Below are 14,730 nucleotides of genomic sequence, written 5' to 3'. Positions count from 1 at the left end.
ACAATGAAAACATTTAACACAATATTTCTCTTGTTTCTAACTTCAATGGCATTTGCCCAAGTTGGTACAAATGGTGAAGATAGAAAAGAAGAAGGCCGAAACATACAAGAGTATAACCTTACTATAGAAGAAAATGAAATAACTCTTTCAGGTGTAACCGCCAAAGGAATGACAATTAATGGTGGAATTCCAGGTCCTACATTAGAATTTAATGAAGGTGACCTCGCTATTATTAACGTAACTAATAAAATGGATGAAGAAACCTCTGTACATTGGCACGGTTTAATACTTCCTAATTTTTATGATGGTGTACCTTATTTAACTACGCCACCTATAAAACCAAACACTACATTTCAATATAGAATACCTATAAACCAATCTGGCACATATTGGTATCATTCCCACACGATGTTGCAAGAGCAAAAAGGAGTTTATGGCTCAATAGTCATTCATCCTAAAGAAAAGACCTTGGACTATGATAAGGATTTAGTCGTAGTCCTTTCCGATTGGACAAATGAAAAACCAATAAATGTACTGCGAAACCTTAAACGAGGAAATGAGTGGTATCAGGTTAAAAAAGGAACAGCGGTACCATTAAGCAGAGTTATAAAAGAAGATGCATTAGGCGCACAATTCAAATTTTGGCGCGATAGAATGGAAGGTGCAGATATTGCAGATATCTACTATCCTGCGTTTTTAGCCAATGGTAAAAAAGTTGCAGAATATCCAGAGTTTAAAACAGGTGAAAAAGTACGACTACGTTTTATTAATGCATCTGCTTCATCTTATTATTGGATGGATTTTGGTGGTGGTAACCCGATGATTGTAGCGAGTGATGGTGTGGATGTAACACCAAAATATAAAAACCGATTTCTTTTTGTAATTGCCGAAACCTATGATGTGATTGTAACCATTCCAGAAGGCACATTGGAAATTACCGCAACAGCACAAGATGGTTCTGGTAATATGTCCATTCGTTTAGGTAGCGGAAAACTGTATCCAGCAACAGTTATAGACAGACCAGATAAAGTAGCTATGATGAAGCAAATGGCAAAAATGGATATGAAGATGGGTGCACCTGCAATGGTGGGCAATCACAAGAAAAAAACACCAGAGTTTTTGATGCAGACATATGGAATGAAGATGAAGATGGATATGAAAGACGGACAGATGAAGATGGATAATGATATGAATATGGAAATGAAAAAGGATGCGACGCCAATGAATCATATGATGTCTACAATGCAAAAGGACACCACTTCATTTAATTATGACACACGTAAAACCTATTTCAATTATGATTTTTTAAAGGCAAAAGAAAACACGACTTATAAGGCAGACATACCTGTAACCGACCTTTTACTTAATCTAACAGGTAATATGCAACGTTATGTTTGGAGTTTGAATGGCATACCACTTTCGGAAACAGACAAAATTAAAATTAAAGGTGGAGAGGTTACTAGAATTACTTTGAATAACCTAACAATGATGCATCATCCAATGCACTTACACGGACATTACTTTAGGGTCATCAATGAAAATGGCGAACGTTCCCCATTAAAACATACCGTCAATGTACCACCTATGCAAAAAGTGGTCATCGAATTTTATAACGAAGAATATGGTGATTGGTTCTTTCATTGTCACGTGTTATATCATATGATGGGTGGTATGGCAAGAGTATTTAGCTATGATACACCACGAGATGAAAGGATGAAACCTTATCCAGTACAAAACCTAATTGACGAGACAGACCATTACTATTCGTGGGGAATGCTTCGTGGAGGTTCAAACTTTAATGAACTTTTATTGATGTCAAGCAGCATCCGTAACGAATTTGCACTACGTGCCGAGTTTGATTATAACCAAAATGCCGAGATAGAAGTAAATTATAACAGATATCTCAATGATTGGGTACGCGTATATGCAGGCGTAAATACTGAAACTTCAACACCAGATTCTTATGATACATTCAATACTGTGGGATTGGTTGGAGTTAAATATTTCACGCCTTACAGATTTAATGTCGATGTGAGTATGGACCATCAACTGCGCCCAAGAATACGTTTAGACAGAGAACTATTGATTTTTCCTAGAATTTTTCTCGAAGGAGAATACGAATACAGAGCAGATTTTGGATGGGTTAATGAGTTAGAAAACAACAAATCTTATGAAGGTGAAACGCAATGGTTAATTGGAGCATCATACATCTTATCTCGAAATTTTTCAATTCAAGGGAATTATAATAACCGATATGGTTGGGGTGGCGGACTATTAGTTCGATTTTAATAATAAATAACAATTTTATATAAACAAATATTAATCTTAAAAGTAAGTCAAAATGAAAAAAGTAAAATTAGTAACAACAATTATGGTAATGGCTTTTATAAGCCTAACAACAATGTCTTGTAAAGACGCAAAAAAAGAACATAACAACGATGAAGGTCATAATACAGAAATGAATCACGACAATAGCGATGGTCATCACGATGGTAAGAAAAAGAAAATGGCAATGAATGGAGATACAAATTCTCAAACAATATTAAATGACTATTTCAATTTAAAGGATGCCTTAGTGGTAGATGATAATGCCAAAGCTAAAGAATTGGGTGCAACCCTCGCAACGTCATTAAGAAAGCTTGACATTTCAAAATTTACAGATGCCCAGCAATCAGAATTAAAGGACATTATCGAAGATGCTACGGAACACGCAGAACATATTTCAGAAAGTCCAATAGCACATCAACGTGAGCACTTTAAAGTTTTAAGTAAGGATATTACTGATATGGTAGCTATTACAGGAACACAAGTAAAACTATATGAGCAATTTTGTCCAATGTACGATGGTGGTTCAGCTTGGTTAAGTATGAGCAAGGATATTAAGAATCCCTATTATGGAAGCAAGATGTTGAACTGTGGAAAAGTCCAAAAGGAAATTAACTAAATGAAGATTTTAAAAATCATAGCAATAGTGTTGTTGGTGGCGTTTGTGGGGATTCAATTTATCCCCACAACGCGCAACCAAAGTGAAGTTGTTCCAAAAACCGACTTTATGTTGGTAAATGATGTCCCAAATGATATCAAGAACAAATTACAAGTCTCTTGCTATGATTGCCACAGTAACAATACAATATATCCTTGGTACAATAAGGTGCAACCGGTAGCCTGGTTTCTTGAAGACCATATCAAAGAAGGCAAGGCAGAATTAAATTTTAATGAATGGGATGATTATTCAAATAGAAGAAAAAACAGTAAACTAAAATCCATCATCAATCAAATTGAAAATGGCGAAATGCCCCTTTGGTCTTATACGCTAATTCACAAAAATGCCCTTTTATCGACAGGTGAAAAAGAACTTATAATTGGTTATATGAAACAAATTAAAGATAGTTTAAATTAAAATTCTGATATAAGTAGAATGGATTAGTTCATTTTTCTTTAAAGAAAAGAAAAAATAAATTCAATGAAACACACATATCACATACACGGAATGACCTGCAACGGTTGTCGCAGTCACGTTGAGGAAACACTTTCTAAAGTAGAAGGCGTTTCAAAAGCAACAGTCGATTTAGAAAAGGCAGAAGCTACCATAGAAATGGAATCACACATACCTATAGAAACATTTCAAGAAGCCTTAAAAAAAGATAGTGATAGATACACTATCCATAATCAAGGTGAACATCATCATCATCATACCAAAGGTAAAAAGGAAAAGCAACAAAAAGGGAAAGGCACAGGCACATTTTATTGTCCTATGCATTGCGAAGGCGATAAAACTTATGATAAACCAGGCGATTGTCCTGTTTGCGGAATGGATTTGGTGGAAGAACAAAATCTATCAGCAACTTCAAAGGAACAATGGACGTGTCCGATGCATCCAGAAATTGTAAAAGAAGAAGCAGGTTCGTGTCCTATTTGTGGGATGGATTTAGTCCCAATGGAAGCAGATAGTTCAGCAGAAGAAAAAACGTATAAAAAGCTATTAAAGAAATTTTGGATTGCCACAGCATTTACCTTGCCCATTTTCTTAATGGCTATGAGCGAAATGCTCAATAACAATCCGTTGTACGATATAATGGAACAGAAATATTGGAACTGGATTCAGTTTGTTTTATCCATTCCAGTTGTCTTTTACGCTACGTGGATGTTCTTTGAGCGTGCTTATAGAAGCATAAAAACGTGGAATCTCAATATGTTTACACTTATTGGGATTGGTGCAGGTGTGGCTTGGTTATTTAGTGTATTTGGGATGTTGTTTCCAGATGTATTTCCTGAACAATTTAAAACTGAATCAGGCGCAGTTCACGTCTATTTTGAAGCAGCAACTGTGATTTTAACGTTAGTGCTTTTAGGTCAGTTGTTAGAAGCTCGTGCCCATAGTAAAACCAATTCGGCAGTAAAAGAACTGTTGAAATTAGCACCTAATAAGGCCATAAAAATAGTAGATGGTGAAGAAGTTGAAGTCAGTATTGACGAGATAGAACTTAATGATATTCTAAAAGTAAAACCAGGAGATAAAATTCCTGTAGATGGTATGATAACCGAAGGTGAAACAACCATTGACGAATCTATGATTACAGGTGAACCCATTCCTGTAAACAAATCTCAAGAAGATAAAGTAAGTAGCGGAACCATTAATGGGAATCAATCCTTTTTAATGAAAGCAGAAAAGGTAGGAAGTGACACTTTATTATCACAAATCATTCATATGGTTAATGATGCCAGTAGAAGTCGTGCACCTATTCAAAATTTAGCAGATAAAGTTTCAGGCTATTTTGTGCCAGTTGTAGTTCTTATTTCTATTATCACATTTATTGTATGGTCTATTTGGGGACCAGAACCAGTTTATGTGTATGCGTTTGTCAATGCAATTGCAGTACTAATCATTGCTTGTCCTTGTGCTTTAGGTTTAGCAACACCAATGTCTGTAATGGTTGGTGTGGGTAAAGGTGCTCAAAATGGTGTATTGATTAAAAATGCTGAAGCTCTTGAAAAAATGGATAAGGTAAATACGCTTATCGTTGACAAGACAGGAACAATTACCGAAGGAAAACCAACAGTTGAAACCGTTGGAGCTTTTAATGCTGCTTTAAGCGAAAAAGAAGTGTTACAATACATCGTTTCATTAAATACCAATAGCGAACATCCTTTGGCAGAAGCGACAGTTAAATATGGCAAAGAACACAACACAGAAATTTTAAAGTCCGAAGATTTTAGTGCAGTCACAGGAAAAGGTGTTGAAGCGACAATAAAAGATAAAAAAGTAACATTAGGTAATCCTAAAATGATGGAATATGCTAAAGCAGATGTTACATCGACAATGAAAGACGAAGCTAAATCTTACCAAAAACAGGGTAAAACAGTTTCTTATTTGTCAATAGATGAAACCGTCGTTGGATATGTAGTTATAGGCGATAAGATAAAAGAAACAAGTGCTAAAGCCATTAAAGCACTTCAAGATAAAGGGATTGATGTTATAATGCTTACAGGTGATAATCACGATACAGCACAAGCAGTAGCATCAGAACTAAATCTTGCAGATTTTAAAGCCAGTATGTTACCAGAGGACAAACTCAAAGAAGTAGAAAAATTACAAGAAAACGGAAAAGTAGTTGCTATGGCAGGTGATGGTATTAACGATGCACCAGCATTGGCTAAAAGTGATGTCGGTATTGCTATGGGAACTGGAACAGACGTAGCGATAGAAAGTGCTATGATAACACTCGTAAAAGGCGATTTACACGGTATTGTAAAAGCAAAAAATTTAAGTAATGCTGTAATGAAGAACATTAAGCAAAACCTATTTTTTGCACTTATCTACAACACTTTAGGTGTGCCTATTGCAGCAGGTGTGTTGTTTCCATTCTTCGGAATACTACTCTCGCCAATGATAGCAGCTTTAGCAATGAGTTTTAGTTCGGTTTCGGTAATAGGTAACGCATTACGATTAAGAACAAAAAACATTTAATTATATGCAGAAAACAGTTTTCAAAATATCAAAAATGGATTGTCCTTCTGAAGAAAATCTAATTAAGATGAAGCTATCTGATATAGATGGTATCAAACAACTTGATTTTAATTTAGAAGAAAGAATCTTAACACTATATCATAATTCAAATGTAAATGAAATTGGTAATGCCTTAAATGAATTAAAATTAAATGAAAGTTTAATCAGTTCAGAAGATACAGACACAATTATTACTGAATCTACAAGGAGTCAATCCAAACTGTTGTGGACAGTTCTAATCATCAATTTTGCATTTTTTATTATCGAAATGAGTACAGGACTTATTTCAAAATCAATGGGATTAGTTGCTGATAGTTTAGATATGTTGGCAGATTCATTTGTTTACGGATTGAGTTTAATAGCGGTTGGTGGTACAGTTTTAAAAAAGAAACGGATTGCAAAATATGCAGGCTATTTTCAGATAACACTTGCAATTATCGGAATCGTTGAGGTAATACGTAGATTTTTAGGCTATGAAGCTTTACCTGTATTTTCAACAATGATTATAGTTTCAGTATTTGCTTTGATTGCAAATGGCATTTGCTTGTACCTCTTACAAAAATCTAAAAGTCAAGAAGCACATATGCGTGCCAGTATGATTTTTACCTCTAACGATATTATAATAAATCTTGGCGTAATTACAGCAGGCGTTTTAGTCAATTGGCTGCATTCTGGTATTCCAGATTTAATTATAGGAATCATTGTATTTGGATTGGTGATACAAGGTGCATTCAGGATATTAAAATTAAGTAAGTAAAAAGTTTAACTATAAAATAAAAAAATATGGAAAATTCAAAAGAACACTCAAACAAAGGAAATTACAAAACCTTCTTTATAATGTTGGCTTGCTCATTTGTAGCAATGTACATCACAATGTATTTAAACACCTATTCCATAGACCACGTATGGTTTAGTCTAACACGATTCTATATGACGTGTTTAGGGATTTCAACAATGGCAGTAATAATGTGGTTTTTTATGCGAAAAATGTATAATGATAGAAAGAAAAACATAGCAATTCTTGCAGGTAGTTTTATTCTGTTTATAGGGGCTTTGGGGTTAGTAAGAGCACAATCACCAATAATTGGTGATGTCCTTTGGATGAAAGCAATGATACCGCATCATTCTATCGCTATTTTAACAAGTGAAAGAGCAGATATAAAAGACCCAGAAGTAAAAAAACTGGCAGAAGATATTATTGAAGCACAACGCAAGGAAATAGAAGAAATGAAAGCAATGATAAAACGATTAGAAAATGAAAACAAATAAAATATTAATCTATTTAGGATTATTAGCAGTTGGTCTATTATTGGGTTGGTTGCTTTTCGGTGGTTCATCAAAAGAAGAAGCAGACCATAATCACAATGAAGTTGAACAAACCAATCAAATGTGGACTTGCTCTATGCATCCACAAATTATGCAGCCTGAACCAGGCGATTGTCCTATTTGTGGGATGGACTTAATTCCTGCCGAAAGTGGAGCAGATGGTTTAACAGCAGATCAGTTTAAATTAACCACTAATGCTATGGCTTTAGCAAACATTCAAACCACGGTGGTTGGTAATGGTTTAGTAGAAAATGGAATCATAAAACTTTCAGGAAAAATTGCCGAAAACGAAGAAGCCAATGCAGTACAGGTAAGTTATTTCGCTGGAAGAATTGAACGTTTGAATGTGAGTTTTACAGGCGAAGAAGTTCGTAAAGGTCAATTATTGGCAACCATTTATTCGCCAGAACTCTATGCAGCACAACAAGAATTAATCACAGCAGCTTCTTTAAAAGAATCTCAACCTGCTTTATACAAAGCAGTCCGTAATAAATTGAAATTATGGAAACTCTCTGAAAATCAAATCAACCAGATTGAAGAAACAGGAAAAGTAAAAGAAAACTTTCCTGTTTATGCAACCGTTTCGGGTACTGTTACAGAAAAATTGGTAGAGCAAGGCGATTACATCAAACAAGGACAACCCTTATTAAAAATTGCCAATCTCAACACAGTTTGGGGAAACTTTGATGTGTATGAAAATCAGATTGACCGCTTTAAAAAAGGACAGGAAGTGATGATAACAACCAATGCTTATCCTAATAAAGAGTTTAAAGGTAAAGTTGATTTCATTGACCCAGTTTTAAACACGAAAACAAGAACTGTAACCTTACGTGTTGTTTTAAGCAATAAGGACGATGTATTTAAACCAGGAATGTTTGTAACCGCAAATATTGAAGGCAGTACAGCTAAAAATGATGAAGTAATATCAATTCCTGCATCTTCTGTATTATGGACAGGTGAACGTTCTGTGGTGTACCTTAAAACAAATCCAGACCAACCTATTTTTGAAATGCGTGAAATTAAATTAGGCAATCAAATTGGTAATGAATATGAAGTTGTAGAAGGTTTATTTGTTGGAAATGAAATAGTGACTAACGGAACATTTACGGTTGATGCAGCAGCACAATTACAAGGCAAAAAGTCTATGATGAATAAAGATGGTGGTAAAGTAATGACTGGACACGAAGGTCATTTAGGTATGGATAACAATGCATCTAACAAAGAAAGTGACCACACTAATATGAATGAGCGTTTGGAAGTATCAGAGAAATTTCAACAACAGTTAAATAGTGTTTACAATGCGTATATCAATTTAAAAGATGCTTTAGTAAAAGAAGATTCAATAAGTACTTCAGCAAACGCAACAACTTTATTAAATAAATTGAACAAAGTAGATATGAAATTGTTGTCAGATAATAAGGCGCATAACCATTGGATGTCATTAGAAGGCGAAATAAAATCTTCTGCAACTTCAATTTCTGAAACGTCCGATATAAAATCACAAAGAGACCATTTTAAACATTTATCATCACATCTAATCAATGCTGTACAACTATTTGGTATCAATGAAAAGGTCTATGTAGAATTTTGTCCAATGGCAGATAACAATAATGGTGCTTATTGGTTAAGCAAAGAAGAAAAAGTAATCAATCCATACTTTGGCGAAGCAATGCTAACCTGTGGTGAAGTAAAACAAGTAATAGAATAATAAATCAAGTAATAACAATTAAATTTTAAACAATGAATTTTTCAAAGAAAAATCACGAACACAAAAACAAAAATGTAATCGACGTGAGTAAAAAAGTAATTTTAAGTGTAGCTGTAATAGCAGCATTAGGTTTAACAAGTTGTAAAAACGAAACCAAAAAAGAAACAGAAACCACAACTACTGAAATGTCAAAAGATATGGCAATGACAGACCTGTCTTTTGGTGTAAGAGGAAATTGCGGAATGTGTAAAAACACTATCGAAAAAGCAGCTAACGGTGTTGAAGGTGTTACAAGTGCTAATTGGGATGTCGATAAAAAGAAGATTGATGTGTCTTTTGATGATACAAAAACCGATGCAATGGCAATCCATAAAGCAATCGCAGCTTCAGGATATGATACCGAAAAAGTAGCAGGTGATGAAGAAGCATATGATGGTTTACCAGGTTGTTGTAAATACGACCACGAAATGATGATGAATCAATCTGGTGAAGAAGAAAGTGATGACCATTCAAATCACGACCATTAAGCAATAATGAAAGAGTCTTTTTCGGAAGGCTCTTTTTTATTCCCCACAACCCAAAACCCAGTTTTTTCGTACCTCAAAATCCTCTGTCTTTTGTGTTGTTCCGCTCACCTAACAAGTTTAGCGTTTTTTTGTCTTTAAGGTAATAGCATATTACAGCTTTGGTTTTCATAAAATCAAACCAAACTGCAATAAGCTATTCTGTTATTATTATATCATAAAACCCTAAACTCACCCAAGCTATGTTACATAATACAAGTTATAGTAGCAAAAATCCTTTCAAGGGTTTGCTATCGCAGCATTCTTATATTTTCGTAGCTATAACTGGTATTATGTAAAATATCCGCAATTCCAACGCGCAATTCCGAACATTTAACCACATTTTGAACTAACATTAAACATTTAAACATTTTAAGGTTTCTGTTAATTGATAATAATATTCGTTATCTCATTCAAGCTGCACAAAACCATCGTTAAGTCCAAGTATTCCTTACCTCAAGTCTTTGTTTGTTTCATTTCGTTAACAAATATTAAAGTCCACTTTTCCCCACAACCCAAGTCAGCGGTTATAAAAAAATAGGTTTATAAAGTGTAGTGCTACGCCATAGCATATTGCTTTTTCTCGTGCCTCAAAAAAACAAAAAGCTATTGTCTAAAAGTCCTGTATAAGTAGCTTGTTTAAATGCTGTTTTATCAAACAACTATTTAAAATGCTACCCATACAAACGCTTCACCCAACGCTCAGTACGGTACTAAAACCTATTTTTTTAAGTGTTAATTCCCCAGAAAAGTTAAAGGCATTTTCAATCAAGTTTAACTAATTTGAAAATTTAAAATAAAAAAGATGGCAAATATATGTGGCTACCTCTGCCAACCGCACAAGGCTATAAAGGTCAAGCCCTACGGGTTTTGAATAAAACTTTTTTCAAAACCCTTTTTCTTTTGATTTAGTCATTCAATAAAAAAACTTTTATCCAAAAACCTTGACAGCCTAACCCACGCCACAACAACTATGGCTATCTTTTTTCTTTTCAAAAAAAAAATGGCGCGAAGCGTAGCGAAGCAATTTTAAATTGGATAGCTATGTCAACTTTTGAACTAAAAACACACCAAGTCGGAAAAGCTTACTCAAACCCTCATTTTTTTATACTAAACAAAGGGCTAAACAGCGGAAAAACACTCTTAAAATCCTGTGCTAACTGTTTCGTTGTCACTACTACAACAGAAGAGGTAAAACACACACTTTTTCACTTATCTATGATGTTACAAATAGGCGGTTTTTACGCTTACCATTTAAAAGGAAGTGTAATTCCGTTTATTTCAATAGATGATTGCAGAAATACTCTAAAAAATAGTTTTATATCATTAATAAATAATGAATTTCAATTGCAAAAGCATATTAATATAGTGTCAGCGATTAGTAAAAAAGAAGCCGAACTTCAAAAAGTCATTTCAAAAATGGCAGATTTGAAAGTATCATACATTCAAAGTTTATTTTCTAAAATGCAAAAAGAAGCAATCTAAAGCAACAAAATCCATATCTAACGAATAGCATAAAACTTGCCATATATTCAGTCGGAAGGTACAACTTCGTGTTAAGTCCGTATCAAGTCCGAAGAAAAATAAGTTTCATTTAAATTATTTATGTTATGGGTAAAATTTCCCAAGGTATTTTAGGAGGGCTTTCAGGTAAGGTTGGAAACGTTATCGGTGGAAGCTGGAAAGGAATTGATTACATTAGAATTAAACCCTCAAGTGTAGCCAATCCAAGAACTGTTGGTCAAGTAAACCAAAGAACAAAGTTTACTGCCACTTTAGAATTTTTACAGGCTGTAAAGCCTTTTATTAAGTTAGGGTATAAAGGATTAGCAGTTAAGAAAACAGAATTTAATGCTGCAATGTCGTATGTGTTGAATAATGCGATTACAGGTACAGAACCTAACTTTGTTGTTGACTATCCAAACGCTTTAGTAAGTCGCGGGGGTTTATCTGGTGCGTTAAACCCGACGACTGATTTAGCAACTGCTGGAGAAGTAACTTTTGGGTGGGATGATAACTCTGCCGAAGGTAACGCAAATGCAACTGATAAAGCGATGTTGTTGGTTTACAATCCCTCAAAAAAGGAATCTATTTCTTTACTTGATGGAGCAGACAGAACAGTAGGTTCTCAAATTGTTTCAATCCCAACAACTTATGCAGGAGATACGGTAGAGCTATTTATGGCGTTTATTACTGCTGATGGTAGTCAAGTATCAAACAGTATTTATTTAGGCTCTGGTACAGCTAATTAATGCTTGGTGTTTTTATTTGGAAACCGCTCTAATCGAGCGGTTTTTTTTGTGCTATATTAGTAGCTCAATTTATTGATGTTTACTCTTTATTTATTCTTTTTATGTATTTTTTGTACCCTATTTGTTGCCCAAATGCCTTAACGTCAATAGACATAAGGATAGTTAAATATTGTATTGGGAAATAGTTTCCTTTTATATAATCTTATTTTCCTTTATTTGACTTTTTTAGATAAAACTAGATTCTAAACTTTTTATCCTAATTTATAATGATGTAAACACGTCATTTATTGTAAGAAACGAGCATCACTAGCTAATAACTTTTGTACATTTATATGTATACCTTTTTTAATTATTAAAAAATGTCAAAACAGTCTTTTTTTTACGTTTTAACAGTAATTAACGTGTTTTATCGAAGATAATTGCTTTTTATCGATATTCTTTTTTATATTCACATTTCTAAATTCTTAAAAATTTATAAAAAATTTAGATTCGTTAATTATAGAGTTGAATAGATTACACTATAAAACTATTAAAATGTAAAATATGGAAAAAAACTACTCCTTCCCCCAAAAAAACATTTGCTTATCTATTTTTAAACTTATTTTGGTTCTACTCCTGTTTTCCATCAAAGGATGGTCTCAAAACTTTAGTGGAGTTTCTGTAACAGGTATTTCTAGTGGTGCAGGAACAGATGTAGTCCTTTTTTCTGCTAATTCTACTGATAATCCAGCTATCGCTTTTGTTAGAACAACCCGTGTTAGTGGTGCTGCTGGAAGCTGGTCATTTTTGGCTCCAGATAATATAAGATGGTCCAATAATACCACTGGTAGTGCTGTCACAACATTTGAATTTTTAGATAGTTCTTTAAATACAGTGCAAGACGATTATAGGTTAACCTTTAATGATCTGGATGGGCCTAATAATGAAGCTGTAGAATATACTTGTGATTCAAATTTTAGGTTTGTAACAGGAGACCCTGATGTTAATATTACTCCAACACCATCAGGCATATTAGCATCTGGTACAATAAATGGATCTGCTGGATCAGTGATGTTTGAAATTAAGGATACTGGAATATTTAATCTTCTATTAACAGGAAATAGTGGTTTTGTTAAAAATATTGATTTTAATTTTTCTGAATTCACTCTATCTCCTCCTTTTATATATGATATTTGCCCTGCGGACACAGACGGTGATTCCTTTGATGATTCTCTGGATGATGATGATGATAACGATGGTATCTTAGATGTAGACGAAGCTAACGGAAATAGTCCAGATGGAGATGCAGATGGAGATGGGTTACCAAATTTTCAAGATGTTGAAGATAATGCGGGACAACCTGGCATTCCAGCAGGAGATGGATCAACAACAAATTATACAGATGTCAATAGTGATGGAATTCCAGATGTATATGATACTGATGGCGATAGTATTCCGAACCATTTAGATTTAGATAGTGATAATGATGGTATTCCCGATAATGTAGAAGCCCAATCTACTACTGGATATATTGCACCAAGTAACACAGTAGATGGAAATGGTGTACCGGATAACTATGGAGGCGGTTTTACAACTCTTGAAAATAGTGATAGTACATTAGCATTATCCGATACCGTGCCAGATTATTTAGATAATGATAGTGATAACGATGGTTTCAGTGATACTTTTGAAGCTGGGATAACACTAACAGGAATTGACACAGATAGAGACGGATTAGATAACGTCATTGATACTTCAGGAGATTATTCTGATGCGAATGGTACAATAAATACACCTTCTTCTTTACCAGATGCGGATGGTAATGTATTTTCAGGAGGAGATGTTGATTTTAGAGACACACTAGATTCAGATGGGGATGGTACTTTAGATATTGATGATGATGATGATGATAATGATGGTATTTTGGATACCGTTGAGCATCTAGGTAATGACCCTTTCGGTGATGAAGATGGTGATGGTGTTATTAATTTTGCAGATACCATTGACAATGGAAATGGAGGTGACGGTTCAACCACAAATTATACCGATGCCAATAATAATGGAATACCTGATATTTATGATATTGATGGAGACGGTATTGCTAATCATTTAGATATTGATGCGGATGGAGATAATTGTAATGATGTAATAGAGGCTGGTTTTACTCCAAGTGGTACTAGACCAGGAGAATTAGAAGGTACAGGATTTAGTTCTACAGGTTTAGTAACTGGAGGAGCAGATGGATATACAACCCCAGATACTGATTATGTAAATAATGGACCTGATAATGATTCTGATAATATAGCCGATGCTTGTGATACGGATGATGATAATGACGGAAATCCAGATACTACAGACCCGAATCCATTAGGCGCTAATACAGAAAATGATAATCTAACCGTGGTAGAAGGAACTACAGGAACGGTAAACATTCTAAACAATGATGACTTCCTGCCTGGTGCCAATACACTGATTACTCAAACAGGTGGAAACGCTGGTGGAACAGTAACTTTCGATCCACTAACTGGAACAATGGAATATACACCTGCTCCTGGTGAAGAAGGAACTACAGTAACTGTCGTATATACAGTATGTAATGATGTAAACGGTGATAGCCCAACGACAACTTCTGATGATGTGTGTGAACAGGCTACAGTGAATATAACTGTACAAACTGATACAGATGATGATGGAACACCAGATGTAACAGATACCGACGATGATAATGATGGAAACCCTGATACTACTGATCCGAATCCACTTGTACCAACTACCATGGATGATAATCTAACCGTGGTAGAAGGAACTACAGGAACGGTAAACATTCTAAACAATGATGACTTCCTGCCTGGTGCCAATACACTGATTACTCAAACAGGTGGAAACGCTGGTGGA

The 14,730-nt window shown here is 34.6% G+C and carries 10 protein-coding genes and 1 pseudogene; all 11 read left to right on the top strand.

Annotated elements, in window-relative coordinates:
* Positions 1-3: 3 nt before the first annotated feature.
* Positions 4-2,289 carry a multicopper oxidase domain-containing protein gene (locus Q1B37_RS20280; RefSeq protein WP_299901835.1) on the top strand — a complete coding sequence of 762 codons (2,286 nt, stop codon included), beginning with the start codon at positions 4-6 and terminating at the stop codon, positions 2,287-2,289.
* Between the two features lie 52 nt (positions 2,290-2,341).
* Positions 2,342-2,944 carry a DUF3347 domain-containing protein gene (locus tag Q1B37_RS20275; RefSeq protein ID WP_299901833.1) on the top strand — a complete coding sequence of 201 codons (603 nt, stop codon included), beginning with the start codon at positions 2,342-2,344 and terminating at the stop codon, positions 2,942-2,944.
* The gene (locus Q1B37_RS20270) at positions 2,945-3,400 is read left to right on the top strand and encodes a heme-binding domain-containing protein (protein ID WP_027879800.1); all 456 of its coding nucleotides are present in this window, start codon (positions 2,945-2,947) and stop codon (positions 3,398-3,400) included.
* A gap of 63 nt (positions 3,401-3,463) precedes the next feature.
* A complete protein-coding gene (locus Q1B37_RS20265; RefSeq protein ID WP_147130662.1) occupies positions 3,464-5,968 on the top strand; it encodes a heavy metal translocating P-type ATPase in 2,505 nt (834 codons plus the stop codon).
* A 4-nt stretch (positions 5,969-5,972) separates the two neighbouring features.
* Positions 5,973-6,764, top strand: coding sequence for a cation transporter (locus Q1B37_RS20260; protein ID WP_027879802.1), 792 nt, complete (start codon positions 5,973-5,975; stop codon positions 6,762-6,764).
* 26 nt (positions 6,765-6,790) lie between these two features.
* On the top strand, positions 6,791-7,276 hold the full coding sequence (locus tag Q1B37_RS20255) for a DUF305 domain-containing protein (RefSeq protein ID WP_106678902.1): 486 nt from the start codon (positions 6,791-6,793) through the stop codon (positions 7,274-7,276).
* Positions 7,263-9,041 (top strand): efflux RND transporter periplasmic adaptor subunit, encoded by a 1,779-nt coding sequence (locus tag Q1B37_RS20250; protein WP_147130664.1) that lies wholly within the window; start codon positions 7,263-7,265, stop codon positions 9,039-9,041. The genes Q1B37_RS20255 and Q1B37_RS20250 overlap by 14 nt, the downstream gene beginning before the upstream one ends.
* Positions 9,042-9,073: 32 nt before the next feature.
* Positions 9,074-9,568, top strand: a complete 495-nt coding sequence (locus Q1B37_RS20245; protein ID WP_106688419.1) for a cation transporter — start codon at positions 9,074-9,076, stop codon at positions 9,566-9,568.
* 1,080 nt (positions 9,569-10,648) lie between these two features.
* Positions 10,649-11,089: a hypothetical protein gene (locus Q1B37_RS20240; RefSeq protein WP_106688420.1), complete on the top strand. Its 441-nt coding sequence runs from the start codon at positions 10,649-10,651 to the stop codon at positions 11,087-11,089.
* Between the two features lie 125 nt (positions 11,090-11,214).
* Entirely contained in the window at positions 11,215-11,856 is a 642-nt protein-coding gene (locus tag Q1B37_RS20235; RefSeq protein ID WP_054851354.1) for a DUF6266 family protein, read from the top strand.
* 543 nt (positions 11,857-12,399) lie between these two features.
* A pseudogene (locus Q1B37_RS20230) lies at positions 12,400-14,730 on the top strand (hypothetical protein); the annotation flags it as partial.

The sequence above is a fragment of the uncultured Aquimarina sp. genome (assembly GCF_947492965.1).
Lineage (GTDB): Bacteria > Bacteroidota > Bacteroidia > Flavobacteriales > Flavobacteriaceae > Aquimarina.
This window is presented reverse-complemented; position numbering and strand designations above follow the sequence as displayed.

What these genes read in the sequence shown, in the direction of transcription:
- Q1B37_RS20255 (WP_106678902.1), top strand. Translation starts at nt 6,791, where the DNA reads ATGGAAAATTCAAAAGAACACTCAAACAAAGGAAATTACAAAACCTTC.
- Q1B37_RS20275 (WP_299901833.1), top strand. Translation starts at nt 2,342, where the DNA reads ATGAAAAAAGTAAAATTAGTAACAACAATTATGGTAATGGCTTTTATA.
- Q1B37_RS20270 (WP_027879800.1), top strand. Translation starts at nt 2,945, where the DNA reads ATGAAGATTTTAAAAATCATAGCAATAGTGTTGTTGGTGGCGTTTGTG.
- Q1B37_RS20250 (WP_147130664.1), top strand. Translation starts at nt 7,263, where the DNA reads ATGAAAACAAATAAAATATTAATCTATTTAGGATTATTAGCAGTTGGT.
- Q1B37_RS20280 (WP_299901835.1), top strand. Translation starts at nt 4, where the DNA reads ATGAAAACATTTAACACAATATTTCTCTTGTTTCTAACTTCAATGGCA.
- Q1B37_RS20265 (WP_147130662.1), top strand. Translation starts at nt 3,464, where the DNA reads ATGAAACACACATATCACATACACGGAATGACCTGCAACGGTTGTCGC.
- Q1B37_RS20260 (WP_027879802.1), top strand. Translation starts at nt 5,973, where the DNA reads ATGCAGAAAACAGTTTTCAAAATATCAAAAATGGATTGTCCTTCTGAA.
- Q1B37_RS20245 (WP_106688419.1), top strand. Translation starts at nt 9,074, where the DNA reads ATGAATTTTTCAAAGAAAAATCACGAACACAAAAACAAAAATGTAATC.
- Q1B37_RS20235 (WP_054851354.1), top strand. Translation starts at nt 11,215, where the DNA reads ATGGGTAAAATTTCCCAAGGTATTTTAGGAGGGCTTTCAGGTAAGGTT.
- Q1B37_RS20240 (WP_106688420.1), top strand. Translation starts at nt 10,649, where the DNA reads ATGTCAACTTTTGAACTAAAAACACACCAAGTCGGAAAAGCTTACTCA.